Source organism: Roseomonas fluvialis (assembly GCF_022846615.1).
Classification (GTDB): domain Bacteria; phylum Pseudomonadota; class Alphaproteobacteria; order Acetobacterales; family Acetobacteraceae; genus Neoroseomonas; species Neoroseomonas fluvialis.
The window spans coordinates 3,186,781-3,199,831 of record NZ_AP025637.1 but is presented as its reverse complement, the minus strand read 5'-3'; the positions used below and the strand labels follow the sequence as shown (position 1 = coordinate 3,199,831).

At 70.4% G+C, this 13,051-nt stretch carries 12 protein-coding genes; 10 read left to right on the top strand and 2 right to left on the bottom strand.

The window, feature by feature from the left end:
• Positions 1-128: 128 nt before the first annotated feature.
• Entirely contained in the window at positions 129-908 is a 780-nt protein-coding gene (locus tag MWM08_RS15555; RefSeq protein WP_244407415.1) for a DUF2189 domain-containing protein, read from the bottom strand.
• Positions 909-1,087: 179 nt separating this feature from the next.
• Here MWM08_RS15555 and ccoN point away from each other — a divergent pair, with 179 nt between their 5' ends.
• From ccoN to MWM08_RS15510, 9 genes are read left to right on the top strand one after another with little or no spacing between them, the layout of a single operon-like run.
• Complete coding sequence (gene ccoN / locus MWM08_RS15550; protein ID WP_423815977.1) at positions 1,088-2,587, top strand: cytochrome-c oxidase, cbb3-type subunit I; 1,500 nt, start codon at positions 1,088-1,090, stop codon at positions 2,585-2,587.
• A gap of 13 nt (positions 2,588-2,600) precedes the next feature.
• Complete coding sequence (gene ccoO / locus MWM08_RS15545) at positions 2,601-3,335, top strand: cytochrome-c oxidase, cbb3-type subunit II (RefSeq protein ID WP_244407414.1); 735 nt, start codon at positions 2,601-2,603, stop codon at positions 3,333-3,335.
• A gap of 12 nt (positions 3,336-3,347) precedes the next feature.
• Positions 3,348-3,521, top strand: a complete 174-nt coding sequence (locus tag MWM08_RS15540; RefSeq protein WP_244407413.1) for a cbb3-type cytochrome oxidase subunit 3 — start codon at positions 3,348-3,350, stop codon at positions 3,519-3,521.
• 13 nt (positions 3,522-3,534) lie between these two features.
• Positions 3,535-4,398 (top strand): cytochrome-c oxidase, cbb3-type subunit III, encoded by an 864-nt coding sequence (ccoP, locus tag MWM08_RS15535; protein ID WP_244407412.1) that lies wholly within the window; start codon positions 3,535-3,537, stop codon positions 4,396-4,398.
• 10 nt (positions 4,399-4,408) lie between these two features.
• The gene (gene ccoG, locus MWM08_RS15530) at positions 4,409-5,917 is read left to right on the top strand and encodes a cytochrome c oxidase accessory protein CcoG (protein ID WP_244407411.1); all 1,509 of its coding nucleotides are present in this window, start codon (positions 4,409-4,411) and stop codon (positions 5,915-5,917) included.
• Positions 5,914-6,387 carry a FixH family protein gene (locus tag MWM08_RS15525; protein ID WP_244407410.1) on the top strand — a complete coding sequence of 158 codons (474 nt, stop codon included), beginning with the start codon at positions 5,914-5,916 and terminating at the stop codon, positions 6,385-6,387. The genes ccoG and MWM08_RS15525 overlap by 4 nt, the downstream gene beginning before the upstream one ends.
• The gene (locus MWM08_RS15520; RefSeq protein WP_244407409.1) at positions 6,384-8,726 is read left to right on the top strand and encodes a heavy metal translocating P-type ATPase; all 2,343 of its coding nucleotides are present in this window, start codon (positions 6,384-6,386) and stop codon (positions 8,724-8,726) included. The genes MWM08_RS15525 and MWM08_RS15520 overlap by 4 nt, the downstream gene beginning before the upstream one ends.
• A 3-nt stretch (positions 8,727-8,729) precedes the next feature.
• Positions 8,730-8,891, top strand: coding sequence for a cbb3-type cytochrome oxidase assembly protein CcoS (ccoS, locus tag MWM08_RS15515; protein ID WP_244407408.1), 162 nt, complete (start codon positions 8,730-8,732; stop codon positions 8,889-8,891).
• Positions 8,888-9,070 carry a hypothetical protein gene (locus MWM08_RS15510; protein WP_244407407.1) on the top strand — a complete coding sequence of 61 codons (183 nt, stop codon included), beginning with the start codon at positions 8,888-8,890 and terminating at the stop codon, positions 9,068-9,070. The genes ccoS and MWM08_RS15510 overlap by 4 nt, the downstream gene beginning before the upstream one ends.
• Here the strand turns inward: MWM08_RS15510 and MWM08_RS15505 are convergent, their stop codons facing one another.
• Entirely contained in the window at positions 9,071-9,523 is a 453-nt protein-coding gene (locus MWM08_RS15505; protein WP_244407406.1) for an Lrp/AsnC family transcriptional regulator, read from the bottom strand.
• A 119-nt stretch (positions 9,524-9,642) separates the two neighbouring features.
• Here MWM08_RS15505 and MWM08_RS15500 point away from each other — a divergent pair, with 119 nt between their 5' ends.
• Positions 9,643-13,050, top strand: coding sequence for an indolepyruvate ferredoxin oxidoreductase family protein (locus MWM08_RS15500; protein WP_244407405.1), 3,408 nt, complete (start codon positions 9,643-9,645; stop codon positions 13,048-13,050).
• Position 13,051: the final 1 nt, after the last annotated feature.

Sequence of the window (13,051 nt, the reverse complement as noted above, 5' to 3'; positions counted from 1 at the left end):
TGGGCGTGAGGTGCGCGCCTGCCGTCAATCGCCGCGTGTCTTCAGTGATGCCTCTGGTGCCTGCCTCCGGGTCGCGGGGCAGACGATGCCGAGCGGGAGTGTCTAGGCGGGATCGCCCAGGGGCGCCGTTATTTCACCAGATCCCGATACGCATGCCACGTCGCATGCCCCACCAGCGGGATCACCAGCGCGAGGCCCAGGAAGAACGGCACCATCGCCATCGCCGTGAACACCACGATCAGCCCGGCCCAGAACAGCATCGCGCCGGGATTGGCGATCACCGTGCGCACCGACACGGCGATCGCCTCCATCGCCGTGATCTCGGGCTTGTCCACCAGCATCGGGATCGACACCGCCGAGATCGCAAACGCCGCCCCCGCCAGCACAGCGCCCGCGCCCGTGCCCACGATCAGAAAGGGCAGCAGCATGTCGGAGCGCAGCATCGCCATCGGCAGTGACTCCAGCGACGGCGCGAAGTTGATGCCGAACATCAGCATGAAGATCAGCGCGGCCACGCGCACCCAGAACAGGTGCAGCACCACCAGCACCACGCCCATGAAGGCCAGCTGCCCGCCATTGCGCGTGAAGCCGGCCATGCAGGCGGCGAAGGTGACGGGTTTGCCCTCCTCGCGCAGGCGGGACGCTTCATAGAGGCCCGCGGCGAGGATCGGCGCCACCATGAAGAACCCCGCCGAGGCCGGCAGGATCGCCCAGGCGGTGCGCGCCCAGAGCAGCAGGAGCGCCAACACCCAGCCCGCGAGCGTCAGCGCGCCGCCATAGAAGAAGCCGATCTGCGGGTTCGCCATCAGGTCGCGCCAGCCGGCGGTCAGCCAGGCCCAGGGCCGGTCGGGGGCGACGGTGCGAATGATGGCGGGGCGGCGGGCGATGGTCTCCGCGTCGCTCGGCATGGCGGCTTCTTCCCTGCGGGCGGGGCGTCACGCGCGCCCCGACTGATGACGCAGCGTAATCCTGCTGCAGCGCAAGAAACTTGATCCGGATCAAGGACGCGGGGAGCCGCCGGGCGTTCCCTCCGACCCATGGCGTGCATCGCGACTCCGCGACGGCGCCCGAGTGGGAGAGATCGGTCGTGGCAGCAGCAACGGCAAGCGCCGCCCTGGCGCCGGGGCAGGCGATGCGGGCGGGAGAGGTGACGTATGTGGAGGCGCCGATCCGTGCCTTCGCGATCGCCACCGCCTTCTGGGGGGTGGTGGGATTCCTGGTGGGCGTGGTCATCGCCTCGCAGCTGGCCTTCCCGCTGCTGAACCTCGACCTGGAATGGACGACTTTCGGGCGGCTGCGCCCGCTGCACACCAGCGCGGTGATCTTCGCCTTCGGCGGCAATGCGCTGCTGTGCACGTCATTGTTCGTGGTGCAGCGGACCTGCAGGGCGCGCCTGTTGGGCGGCGACGATGCCGGGTGGTTCCTGTTCTGGGGCTACCAGTTCGTGATCGTCATGGCGGCACTGGGGTACGTGCTCGGCATCACGCAGGGCAAGGAATACGCCGAGCCCGAATGGTACGTGGACCTGTGGCTGACGGTCGTTTGGGTGGCCTACCTGGTCGTCTTCGCCGGCACGATCATGAAGCGCGAGGAACCGCACATCTACGTGGCGAACTGGTTCTTCCTGGCCTTCATCATCACCGTCGCCGTGCTGCATATCGGCAACAACATCTCGATCCCGGTGGATGTCGGGTCGTCGTGGTCCTATGCGGCGCCGCCTGGCGTGCAAGGGGCGATGATCCAGTGGTGGTACGGGCACAATGCGGTGGGCTTCTTCCTGACCGCCGGCTTCCTCGGTATCATGTACTACTTCATCCCGAAGCAGGCGGACCGGCCGGTCTATTCCTACCGGCTGTCCATCGTGCACTTCTGGACGCTGATCTTCCTGTACATCTGGGCGGGCCCGCATCACCTGCACTACACCGCGCTGCCCGACTGGGCGCAGGTGCTGGGCATGGTGTTCTCGATCGTGCTCTGGATGCCCTCCTGGGGCGGCATGATCAACGGGCTGATGACGCTGTCAGGTGCGTGGGACAAGCTGCGGACCGACCCGGCGCTGCGCTTCTCCGTCACCGCGGTCGGCTTCTACGGCATGTCCACCTTCGAAGGGCCGGTCATGTCGATCCGCGCGGTGAACGGGCTGTCGCACTACACCGATTGGACCATCGGGCACGTACATTCCGGGGCCATGGGCTGGGTCGGCTTCATCACCTTCGGCGCGCTGTACTACCTGTTCCCGGTGCTGTGGCGGAAGAAGGGCGTCTGGAGCGAGAAGCTGATCGCCTGGCACTTCTGGTTGGCCACGCTCGGCATCGTCTTCTACATCACCGCGATGTGGGTCTCGGGCATCATGCAGGGCCTCATGTGGCGGGCCTATGACGAGCTCGGCTTCCTCCAATACTCCTTCGTGGAGACCGTGGAGGCGATGCACCCCTACTACGTGATCCGCCTGCTCGGTGGCGTGCTGTACCTGACCGGCGCGCTGATCATGGCCTTCAACCTGTGGAAGACGGTGACCAGCGGGGAGGAGGCCGCGCCGGCCCCCGCCCGTGCGCCCGCTTCCGCCATCGCCGTCGCGGCGGAATAAGGGGAGCACGCAGATGTTCGGATGGCTTCGCGACCACGGCATCATCGAGCGCAACGTGGTGCTGATGGCGGTGCTCACCCTGATCACGATCTCGATCGGCGGGCTGGTGCAGATCGTGCCCCTGTTCGCTGTCGAGACCACGATCGAGCGCGTGGCGGGGGTGCGCCCCTACACGCCGCTCGAACTGCGCGGGCGCGACATCTATGTCCGGGAAGGCTGCTACAACTGCCATTCCCAGATGATCCGCCCGTTCCGTGACGAGCTGGAACGCTACGGCCACTACTCGCTGGCGGCCGAGAGCATGTACGACCACCCCTTCCAGTGGGGCAGCAAGCGCACCGGCCCGGATCTCGCGCGCGTCGGCGGGCGGTATTCGGATGACTGGCAGGCAGCGCATCTGCGCTCCCCGCGCGACCTGGTGCCGGCGTCGATCATGCCGCCCTACGCCTTCCTGGACCGGCCGCTCGATGTCTCGGATGTCCAGGCGCGGATGCGCGCGCTGCGCGTGGCGGGCGTGCCCTATACCGACGACATGATCGCCAATGCGGCGGCCGACCTGCGTGCGCAGGCGACGCCAGATGCCGACCCCGCCGGCTTCCAGGGCCGCTACGCCCGTGCCCGCCAGGGTCCCTTCGACGGCAACCCCGGCGTGGTCACCGAGATGGATGCGCTGGTCGCGTACCTGCAGATGCTCGGCACGCTCGTCGACTTCCGCGACGTGACACCCGCGCAGCTGCGCCAGCCCTGAGGAGAGCGCGCCATGGACACGCTGATCGACCATCTGCCGACACTGCGCGCCCTGTGGGTCGTGTGGTTCTTCGTCCTCTTCCTCGGGATGCTGTGGTTCGTGCTGCGCCCGTCGAAGAAGCGCCACTTCGAATCCCAGGCCGATATTCCCCTGCGGGACGATCCCCCCGCACATGGCACTCGCTGAGGAGCATCCGAGGATGCCGACGAAGATCGAGAAGGACAGCCTGACCGGCACCGACACCACCGGCCACGAGTGGGACGGGCTGCGCGAGCTGAACACCCCGCTGCCGAAGTGGTGGCTCTACACCTTCTATGCCTGCATCGCGTTCGGCGTGGTCTGGATGGTGATCTACCCGTCGCTGCCGGGCTGGAAGGGCACCTCCGGCTGGGTGGCGCGCGAGGCCGTGGTAGCCGATGTCGCCGCCGCCCAGGCGCGCAACGCACCCATGATGGCGCGCCTGCGGGAAGCGACGCCCGCGCAGATCATCGCCGACCCCGAACTGCGCGCCTTCGCCATCGCTGGCGGGCGCGGCGCCTTCGCAAACAACTGCGCATCCTGCCACGGCGCGGGCGGCCAGGGCGCGGTCGGCGGCTTCCCCTCTCTGGCGGATGACGACTGGATCTGGGGCGGCAGCCTGGAGGCCATCCAGCACACCATCCGCCACGGCATCCGCGCGAACGAAAGCGATGACCAGCGCCAGAGCATCATGCCGCGCTTCGGCGCGGACGGGCTGCTCACGCGTGCGCAGATCGACGACGTGGCCGAGCACGTACTCTCGCTGACCAACCGCGCCACCGACCAGGCGGCCGCGACGCGCGGTGCGGCGATCTACGCCGAGCAATGCGTCGCCTGCCACGGCGATCGCGGCGAAGGCAACCGCGAGGTCGGCGCCCCGCGCCTGGCCGACCAGGTCTGGCTCTATGGCAGCAGCAAGCGAGACATCGTGGCGATGATCAGCAACCCGCGCGCCGGCGTCATGCCGGCCTGGCAGGGGCGTCTCGATCCCGCCATCGTCAACATGCTGACCGTCTATGTGCACTCCTTGGGCGGGGGCGAATAGCGCCACCGCCATGAGCACCATCGAGGCACCGCAGCGCGCGAAGGCCGACCGGCCGGCCGTCACGCCGGCCGCCGACCAGCCGCTCTATGCGTCGCGCACCAAGGTCTATCCGAAGCGCGTCTTCGGGAAGGTCCGCTCGGTGAAATGGGCGGTGCTGATCGCCTGCCTCGCGCTCTATTACGTCGTGCCGTGGCTGCGCTGGGACCGCGGGGAGGGCGTGCCCGACCAGGCGGTCCTGGTCGACATCTTCAACGCCCGCATCTTCTTCTTCTGGGTCGAGCTGTGGCCGCAGGAGATCTACTTCCTCGCGGGCGCGCTGATCCTCGGCGCCTTCGCGTTGTTCGCTGTCTCCTCGCTGTTCGGCCGGCTGTGGTGCGGCTTCACCTGCCCGCAGACGGTCTGGACCGACCTGTTCATGTTCGTCGAGCGCTGGATCCAGGGCGACCGCAACGCGCGCATGAAGCTCGACCAGGGGCCGCGCGACGCGAACTACTGGACACGCAAGTCGCTCACGCACGGGGTCTGGGTGCTGATCGCGGCGGCGACCGGCGGTGCCTGGGTGATGTACTTCAACGACGCTCCGACCGTGACGCGCGAGATCCTGACCGGCGCGGCCTCCACGCAGGTCTATTTCTTCTTCGCGCTGTTCGCCGGCTTCACCTACCTGCTGGCGGGTTGGGCGCGCGAGCAGGTCTGCACCTACATGTGCCCCTGGCCGCGCTTCCAGGCGGCGATGCTGGACGAGAATTCGCTCGTCGTGACCTATCGCGACTGGCGCGGGGAGCCGCGCGGCAAGCCGCGTGACGACGCCACCGGCGACTGCGTGGACTGCTTCGCCTGCGTGCATGTCTGCCCGACCGGCATCGACATCCGCGACGGGCAGCAGCTCGAATGCATCGGCTGCGGCCTGTGCGTGGATGCCTGCGACAGCGTCATGGGCAAGCTCGGCCGGCCGAAGGGCCTCGTGGCCTTCGAGACGCTGAAGAATCTCTCGGCGAGCGCTGCCGCCACCGCCGGCATGGCGCCGGGCGCGGCGCGCCAGAAGGCCGGCATGGCGGCACGCCACCTGCCGCGCTTCATCCGCCCGCGCACCATCCTGTATGCCGGCGCGCTCACGGCCGTCTCGGTGGTCATGCTCGGCGCCTTCCTGTTGCGATCGACGCTGGATGTCACCGTCATCCGCGATCGCGCGCCGCTGTTCGTGCGCCTGTCAGACGGCGGCATCCGCAACGCCTATACGGTCAAGATCGTGAACAAGACGCGCGAGGAAGCGCCGCTCGCCCTTGTTCTGCAGGCCCCCCAGGGCTTCCGCATGGTGGTGCAGGATGTCGAGGCGGATGCGCAGGGCCGCCCGCTGCTCGCGCGCCGCGCCGACGGTATCGCCCAGTACCGCGTGCTGGTGACGGTGCCGGGCGGGCAGCGCGTCGCGGAATCGACGCCGGTCACCTTCCGTCTGCTCGATGCGGGCGGTCGCGCGGTCGCCAGCACCTCCTCCACCTTTGCGGGACCACGGCCATGAGCGCCACCACCCACGACCCGCGGCGCGGCCGCTGGATCCCCTGGGTCTTCGTCGGCGGCATGGCCCTGGTCGTCGCGGTGAACCTGGTGCTGGTCTACTACGCGGTATCGACCTTCACCGGTGTGACGGTGCCGCGCGCCTATGAGCGCGGCCGCGGCTACGACACGGTGCTGGCCGAAGCGGCGCGGCAGGATGCGCTGGGCTGGCGCGCCGAGGTTATGCTCGCCGGCGGCGCGCTGTCCGTCGCCGCAACCGACCGCGCGGGCCACCCCGTCCCGGGTCGCATCGAGGGCGTGCTCCTGCGCCCGCTCGAGGGTGTCGAGATCCCGCTCGCCTTCGCCCCCCGCGGTTCCGGGCGCTGGGCGGCGGATGCATCCCCGCCGCAGCGCGGCCAGTGGGAAGCGCGCCTGACGCTGTATGGCCCGAACGAGACACCCTTCGACATCCGCGCGCGGGTGATCGTCCCGTGAGCCTGGTCGGCCGTACCCGTCCTGTCGTGCCCAACGCGATCTCGGCCGCGGCCTGCGCGCATTGCGGCGCGCGGCTCGCGCCCGGCCAGGTGCGTTTCTGCTGCAGCGGCTGCGAGGGCGCGCATGGGCTGGTGGCGGGCCTTGGCCTCGATGCCTTCTACCGCCGGCAGGAGACCGAGGCCGGCACGCTGCGCCCCGAAACAGCGGCGCTGGCGCTCGACCTCGCGCCCTTCGTGGCGGCGGAGCGCGATGGCGTGCAGCGGCTCGACCTGGTGGTGTCGGGCCTGACCTGCGGCGCCTGCGTCTGGTTGGTCGAACAAGCGCTGGCGTTGGAAGCGGACGTGCTCTCGGCGCGCGCATCGCTCGCGACGCGGCGACTGTCGGTCACCTGGCGGGGCGATGCGGGGCGCGCCAACGACCTCGTGCGCCTGCTGGCGCGGCTCGGCTTCCGCGCGGCACCCTGGTCCCCTGCCTGCCTGCGCGCCACCGAGGATGCGGAAGGCCGCGCCCTGGCCCGCGCGCTCGGCATCGCCGGCTTCGGCGCGATGAACATCATGCTGATCTCGGTGGCCGTCTGGGTCGGCGGGGACATGGGGCCGTCGCTGCGCCACGGGCTGCACTGGCTGGCGGCGATGATCGGCCTGCCGGTGGTGCTGGTGGCGGGGATGCCGTTCTACGCCTCGGCCTGGGCGGCGCTGCGCGCGGGGCGGCCGTCGATGGACATGGCGGTGTCGCTGGGCGTTCTCGCCACCGCGGCGATGTCGCTGTCCGAGACCATCCGCAACGGCCCCTACACCTGGTTCGACGGCGCCACCATGCTGCTGGCGCTGCTGCTGGCGGGGCGGGTCTTCGACCGCGCGGCGCGCCGGCGCGCGCGGCAATCGGTGGCCGAACTGCTGGCGCTGCAGGAAGGCCTGGTCACGCGCCTGCTGGCCAATGGCCGCAGCGAGGCCGTGCCCGCCGAAGCCATCGCCGCCGGGGATCGCGTGCTGGTCGCGGCGGGCGAGCGGCTGCGCCTGGATGGCAGCAGCAAAGCCGCCACGCTGCTCGACGCCGCCGCCACCACCGGGGAGAGCGTGCCGCGCGCCTTTGCCGCCGGCGATGCGCTGCCCGCCGGCGCGGTCAACATGGGCGCCGCCTTCACCATGGTGGTCAGCGCGGCGGCCAAGGACGGCTCGCTGGCCGCCATGGCGCGGCTCCTGGAACGCGCCGAGCAGGCGAAGGGCCGCTTCGTCGCCATCGCCGACCGTGCTTCGCGCCTTTATGTGCCCGTGGTGCATGCGGTGGCCGCAGCGACCTTCGCGCTGTGGTGGGGCGTGCTCGACGCGCCCTGGCAGGTCGCGCTGGTCAACGCCGTCTGCGTGCTGCTGATCACCTGCCCCTGCGCGCTGGCCCTCGCGGTGCCCGCGGTGCAGGTGGTGGCGGTCGGCGCGCTGTTCCGCCGTGGCGTGCTGGTGACATCGGCGACCGCGCTGGAACGCCTGGCCACCGCCGACCATGCGGTGCTGGACAAGACCGGCACACTGACCGAAGGCCGCCCCGTGCTGCTGCCGGAAGGCCAGGATGACGCCGTGCTGGCGCGCGCGGCGGGGCTGGCGCGGGCATCGCGCCACCCGCTGGCGCAGTCGCTGGCGCGCGCATGCCCCGACGCGCCGCTGGCCGAGGGCGTGCACGAAGTCGCCGGGCAGGGTCTGGAAGCGGGTGATGCGCGGCTTGGCTCGCCCGGCTTCGTTGGCCTGCCGCCGTCGAGCGACGGCATGACGCTGGCCTTCCGCGATGGCGACCGCGCACCCGTGCTGTTCCGCTTCGCCGACCGCATGCGCGATGATGCGCCGGCGGCGGTCGCGTCGCTCGCCGCGCTCGGCCTGCCGGCGGAACTGCTCTCGGGCGATGGCGAGGGCGCGGTCGCGGCGCTCGCCTGGCAGGCGGGCATCGCCGAGTGGCGCGCTGGCGCCGACCCGGTCGCGAAGCAGGCGCGCATCGCCGCGCTGATGGCGCAGGGCCGCCATCCGCTCATGGTGGGCGATGGCATCAACGATGCCGCGGCGCTGGCCGCCGCACATGTCTCGGCCAGCCCGGCCGGCGCGACCGACCTCGCGCAGACCGCCGCCGACCTGGTGCTGCAGCGCGATGGCCTGGCGATGCTGCCGGCGACGGTACGCATCGCCCGGCGCGCGCAGGCGGTCGCGCGGCAGAACATCGGCTTCTCGGTGGGCTACAACGTGCTGGCTGTGCCGCTCGCGGTGGCGGGCGTCGTCACGCCGCTGGTCGCGGCGGTGGTCATGGCGTCGTCGTCAATCATCGTGGTGCTGAACGCGCTGCGCGCGGGGAAAGACTGACGCATGGATATCCTGGTCTACTTGATCCCCGTCTCGCTGGTGCTGGGGTTGCTCGGCCTGGTTGGATTCCTCTGGGCGCTGCGGTCGCGCCAATACGAAGACCTGGAGGGTGCGGCCGCTCGCATCCTGTTCGACGACGATCCTCGCAAGGAGACCCCGAAATGACCGGTGCCCGTGCCTTCTTCCTGATTTTCTACGGCCTGCTGGCGCTGGTGGGGCTGTTCCTCGCTGCCGCGGCGAAGGATGCCGGCATCACCATCTTCGCATGGGGCCTGGTGCTGTTCGGCGTGTTGAACGCCTACCGCACCATCGGCGTGCATTACGGCGAGGCCAGGCGTCACTGATCACGGCACCGGGGAGAGCGTCCGCTTCAGGCAGCGCAGCGTGAAGGCGGTGCGCGTATGGCGCACGCCAGGCAGGCGGTAGATCTTCTCGCGCAGCAGCGCCTCGTAGCCTGCCGTGCCGCCGACGGCCGCCTTCAGCACGTAGTCGTATTCGCCCGTTACCAGCCAGCATTCCAGCACGTCGGGAATCGCCAGCACGGCTTCCTCGAAGCGCGCCAAGTGCGTGTCGTCGTGGCGTTCCATCATCACCTCCAGGAACACCGTGTCGGGCAGGCCGAGCGCGGCCTGGTCCAGAGCCGCGTGGTAGCCCTGGATCACGCCGGCCTGCTCCAGCCGCTTCACCCGTGTCCAGCAGGGGGAGGGCGAGAGCCCCACCTCCTCCGCCAGTTCGGCATTGGTCAGCCGCGCTTTGCGAGCGAGGGCACGGAGGATCTTGCGGTCGATGGCGTCCATCCCGGCAGGATGTTCCGCCTGTTCGGCGCCGCACAACAGGAATCGGAAAAAACCGCTGCCTGACCGGGCGCATCATCCTGCCATTGGCAGACTGGTCCGGGACCCCCAACATGACCGTCATGGGCAGCATCATCCGACCCGACGCGACGCTCGAGGAACGCTGGGACGCCGTGGGCGGCCCCGTGCTGCTCACCGGCACCCAGGCGCTGGTGCGCCTGCCGCTGCTGCGGCAGGAGATGGATGCCGCGCTGGGGTGGAAGACCGGTGGGTTCATCTCTGGCTATCGCGGGTCGCCGCTGGGCGGCTTCGACCGGGAACTGGCGCGCCAGCAGAAGCGGCTGGGCGCGCACGGCGTGGTGTTTCAGCCGGGGCTCAACGAGGACCTTGCGGCCACGGCCGTCTGGGGCTCCCAGCAGGTCGGCCTGACGCCGGGCGCGACGGTCGAGGGCGTGTTTGCCATCTGGTACGGCAAGGGGCCGGGCATCGACCGTTCGGGCGACGTGCTGCGCCACGCGAACAGCGCGGGCACCATGCCGCGCGGCGGCGTGCTGGCGCTGGCGGGCGACGATCCGTCGAGCAAGTCCTCGACCATCACCTCCGGCTGCGAGTACGCCTTCATGGATGCCGAGATCCCGGTGCTCGACCCCGCGGATGTCGGCGAGGTGCTGGAATTCGGCCTGAAGGCCATCGCGCTGTCGCGTTTCGCGGGCGTGTGGGCCGGCATGAAATGCGTGGCCGACACGATGGATGCGTCGATGACGGTGCTGCTCGACCCCGCGCGCTATGCCACGCGCAATCCCGTCGGGCTCGATGCGTCGCCCGATGGCCTGCACATCCGGCTGCGTGATACGCCGATCGCGCAGGAGGCGCGGCTGCGCCACTTCAAGCTGCCGCATGCCGTGGCCTTCGCGCGCGCCAATGGCTTCGACCGCATCGTGCTGGACAGCCTGAACGCCCGCTTCGGCATCGCCGTGCGCGGCAAGGCCTATGCGGTGTTCCGCCAGGCGCTGGAGGAGGCCGGCATCACCGACGCCATGGCGCGCGACGCCGGGCTGCGAATCTGGAAGGTCGGCCTGGCCTGGCCGATGGACACCGAGGCCGCGCGCGCCTTCGCCGATGGCCTGGAGGAAGTGCTGGTCATCGAGGACCGCCGCCCCATGCTGGAATGGCAGCTGCGCGACGCGCTGTTCCATGCGGCCCAGCGCCCGCGCGTGACCGGCAAGAAGGACGAGCACGGCCGGCCGCTGCTGTCCGACCTGACCGAGCTCGACACCGGGCAGATGTTGCGCGCGCTGGCGGTGCGCCTGCCCGAAGCCCTGCGCACCAACCGCCTGCTGGACCGCATCGCGGAACTCGATGCGCTGGCCGCCGCGCAGGCCGCGCCGCTGCATGCGCGCGACCCGTATTTCTGCCCGGGCTGCCCGCACAATTCCTCGACGAAAATCCCCGAGGGCTCGCGCGCTTTGGCGGGCATCGGCTGCCACTACCTGGCCAAGAACATGGACCGGAATTCCGACCTGTTCACCCAGATGGGCGGCGAGGGCATGCCCTGGATCGGCCAGGCGCCGTTCACCTCCGAAAAGCACGTCTTCGCGAATATCGGCGACGGCACCTGGGGCCATTCCGGCAGCCTGACCGTGCGTTTCGCGGTGGCCGCCAAGGCCAACATGACCTTCAAGATCCTGGTCAATGGCGCGGTCGCCATGACCGGCGGCCAGACGCCCGAGGGCGAGATCGACGTCCCGCACATCGCCGCCGCACTCCGCGCCGAGGGCGTGCAGCGCATCGAGATCGTCGCCGACGACGAGGATCGCCACCGCGGCAATCCGCTGATCCCGCCGGGCACGGGCTTCCATCATCGTTCGGAGCTGGACGCGGTGCAGCGTTCACTGCGCGAGACCCCCGGCGTCACCGCCATCATCTACGACCAGGAATGCGCGACGGAACGCCGCCGCAAGCGCAAGCGCGACCTGGCACCCAAGGCCGAGCGCCGGGTGATGATCAACCCGCGGGTCTGCGAGGATTGCGGCGATTGCTCGCGCGCCTCGAATTGCCTGGCGGTGGAACCCATCGAGACCCCCTTCGGCCGCAAGCGCGCCATCGACCAATCCGCCTGCAACCAGGACCTGTCCTGCGTGCAGGGCTTCTGCCCGTCCTTCGTCACGCTGGTCGGCGCGAAGCCGGCGGAGCACGTCGTGGCCGCCGCCGGCGCCGAGCCGCCGGAACCCACGCGCCCGGTGATCGGCGCGGAACCGTGGAACCTGCTGATGGCGGGCGTGGGCGGGCAGGGGGTGTCCTCGCTCGCGGCCATCCTCGCGCAGGCGGCGCATCTGGAAGGGCGGCCCGTGCGCAGCCTGGATTTCCTCGGCCTCGCGCAGAAGGGCGGCGGCGTCTATGCGCAGCTGCGGATCGGCGCGGTGGGCGCAGCACCCGATGCGATCGCCGGCGCGCGCATCGGCGCCGGGTCTGCCGACCTGCTGATTGCCGCCGACATGGTTGTGGCGCATGGCACCACGGCACGCCCGCTGCTCGGTCCCGCGCGCACCGTCGCGGTGGTGAATGCGGACCTCGCGCCCACCGCACAGTTCGTGAAGGATACCGGCACGCGCTATCGCGCGGCTGAGATGCTGGCGAGCATCCGCAGCGCCTGCCGCGAGACGGTGGCGTTGGGTGGCACCTCGCGCGTCACGGCCGAACTCGGCGATGCGGTGATGCTGAACGTCTTCCTCCTCGGCATCGCCTACCAGCGCGGGCTGGTGCCACTCAGCAGCGAGGCGATCGGCCGCGCGCTGGAACTCAACGGCGCGCAGGTGGCGCTGAACAAGGAAGCCTTCGCCCGCGGCCGCGCGGCGGCGCTGGAGGACCTCGCGCCGCCGGCCGATGCGGCCGAGACGCTGGACGCGCTCATCGCGCGCCGCGTCGCGGACCTCACCGCCTACCAGTCCGCGCGCTACGCCCGCGACTATGCCGGCTTCGTCGCGCGGGTGCGCGAAGCCGAAGCCGCCGCGCTGCCCGGCGAGGAACGCCTGACCCGCGCTGTCGCGACGCAGCTGCACCGCCTGATGGCCTACAAGGACGAATACGAGGTCGCCCGCCTGCATGCCGACCCGGCCTGGCAGGCTACACTGGCGCGTAGCTTCACCGGTACGCAGCGCGTCGAACTCAACCTCGCGCCGCCGATCCTGGCCAAGACCGATCCCGTCACCGGTGTGCCGGCCAAGCGCGCCTTCGGCCCCTGGATGCTGCGCGCGATGTCGCTTCTGCGCCACGGCAAGGCGTTGCGCGGCACCGCGCTTGACCCCTTCGGCCGTACCGAGGAACGGCGCATGGAACGCGCGCTGCCCGGCGAATTCCGCGCGGGTGTCGAACACTTCCTCGCCACCCTGCCGGCGTCCCACGCGGCAGCCTGCGACTGGGCCGAGGCCTGGGCCGGCGTGAAGGGCTTCGGGCACGTGAAGGCGCGCAACCTGGCGGCGACGCGTGCGCGCCTCGCTGCGATCGAGGTGCCGGCGATCGCGGCCGAATGAC

Coding starts and splice junctions, on each gene's coding strand:
- MWM08_RS15500 (WP_244407405.1), top strand. CDS start 9,643: ATGGGCAGCATCATCCGACCCGACGCGACGCTCGAGGAACGCTGGGAC.
- ccoO (WP_244407414.1), top strand. CDS start 2,601: ATGTTCGGATGGCTTCGCGACCACGGCATCATCGAGCGCAACGTGGTG.
- MWM08_RS15505 (WP_244407406.1), bottom strand. CDS start 9,523: ATGGACGCCATCGACCGCAAGATCCTCCGTGCCCTCGCTCGCAAAGCG.
- MWM08_RS15540 (WP_244407413.1), top strand. CDS start 3,348: ATGGACACGCTGATCGACCATCTGCCGACACTGCGCGCCCTGTGGGTC.
- MWM08_RS15525 (WP_244407410.1), top strand. CDS start 5,914: ATGAGCGCCACCACCCACGACCCGCGGCGCGGCCGCTGGATCCCCTGG.
- MWM08_RS15555 (WP_244407415.1), bottom strand. CDS start 908: ATGCCGAGCGACGCGGAGACCATCGCCCGCCGCCCCGCCATCATTCGC.
- ccoG (WP_244407411.1), top strand. CDS start 4,409: ATGAGCACCATCGAGGCACCGCAGCGCGCGAAGGCCGACCGGCCGGCC.
- ccoS (WP_244407408.1), top strand. CDS start 8,730: ATGGATATCCTGGTCTACTTGATCCCCGTCTCGCTGGTGCTGGGGTTG.
- MWM08_RS15510 (WP_244407407.1), top strand. CDS start 8,888: ATGACCGGTGCCCGTGCCTTCTTCCTGATTTTCTACGGCCTGCTGGCG.
- ccoP (WP_244407412.1), top strand. CDS start 3,535: ATGCCGACGAAGATCGAGAAGGACAGCCTGACCGGCACCGACACCACC.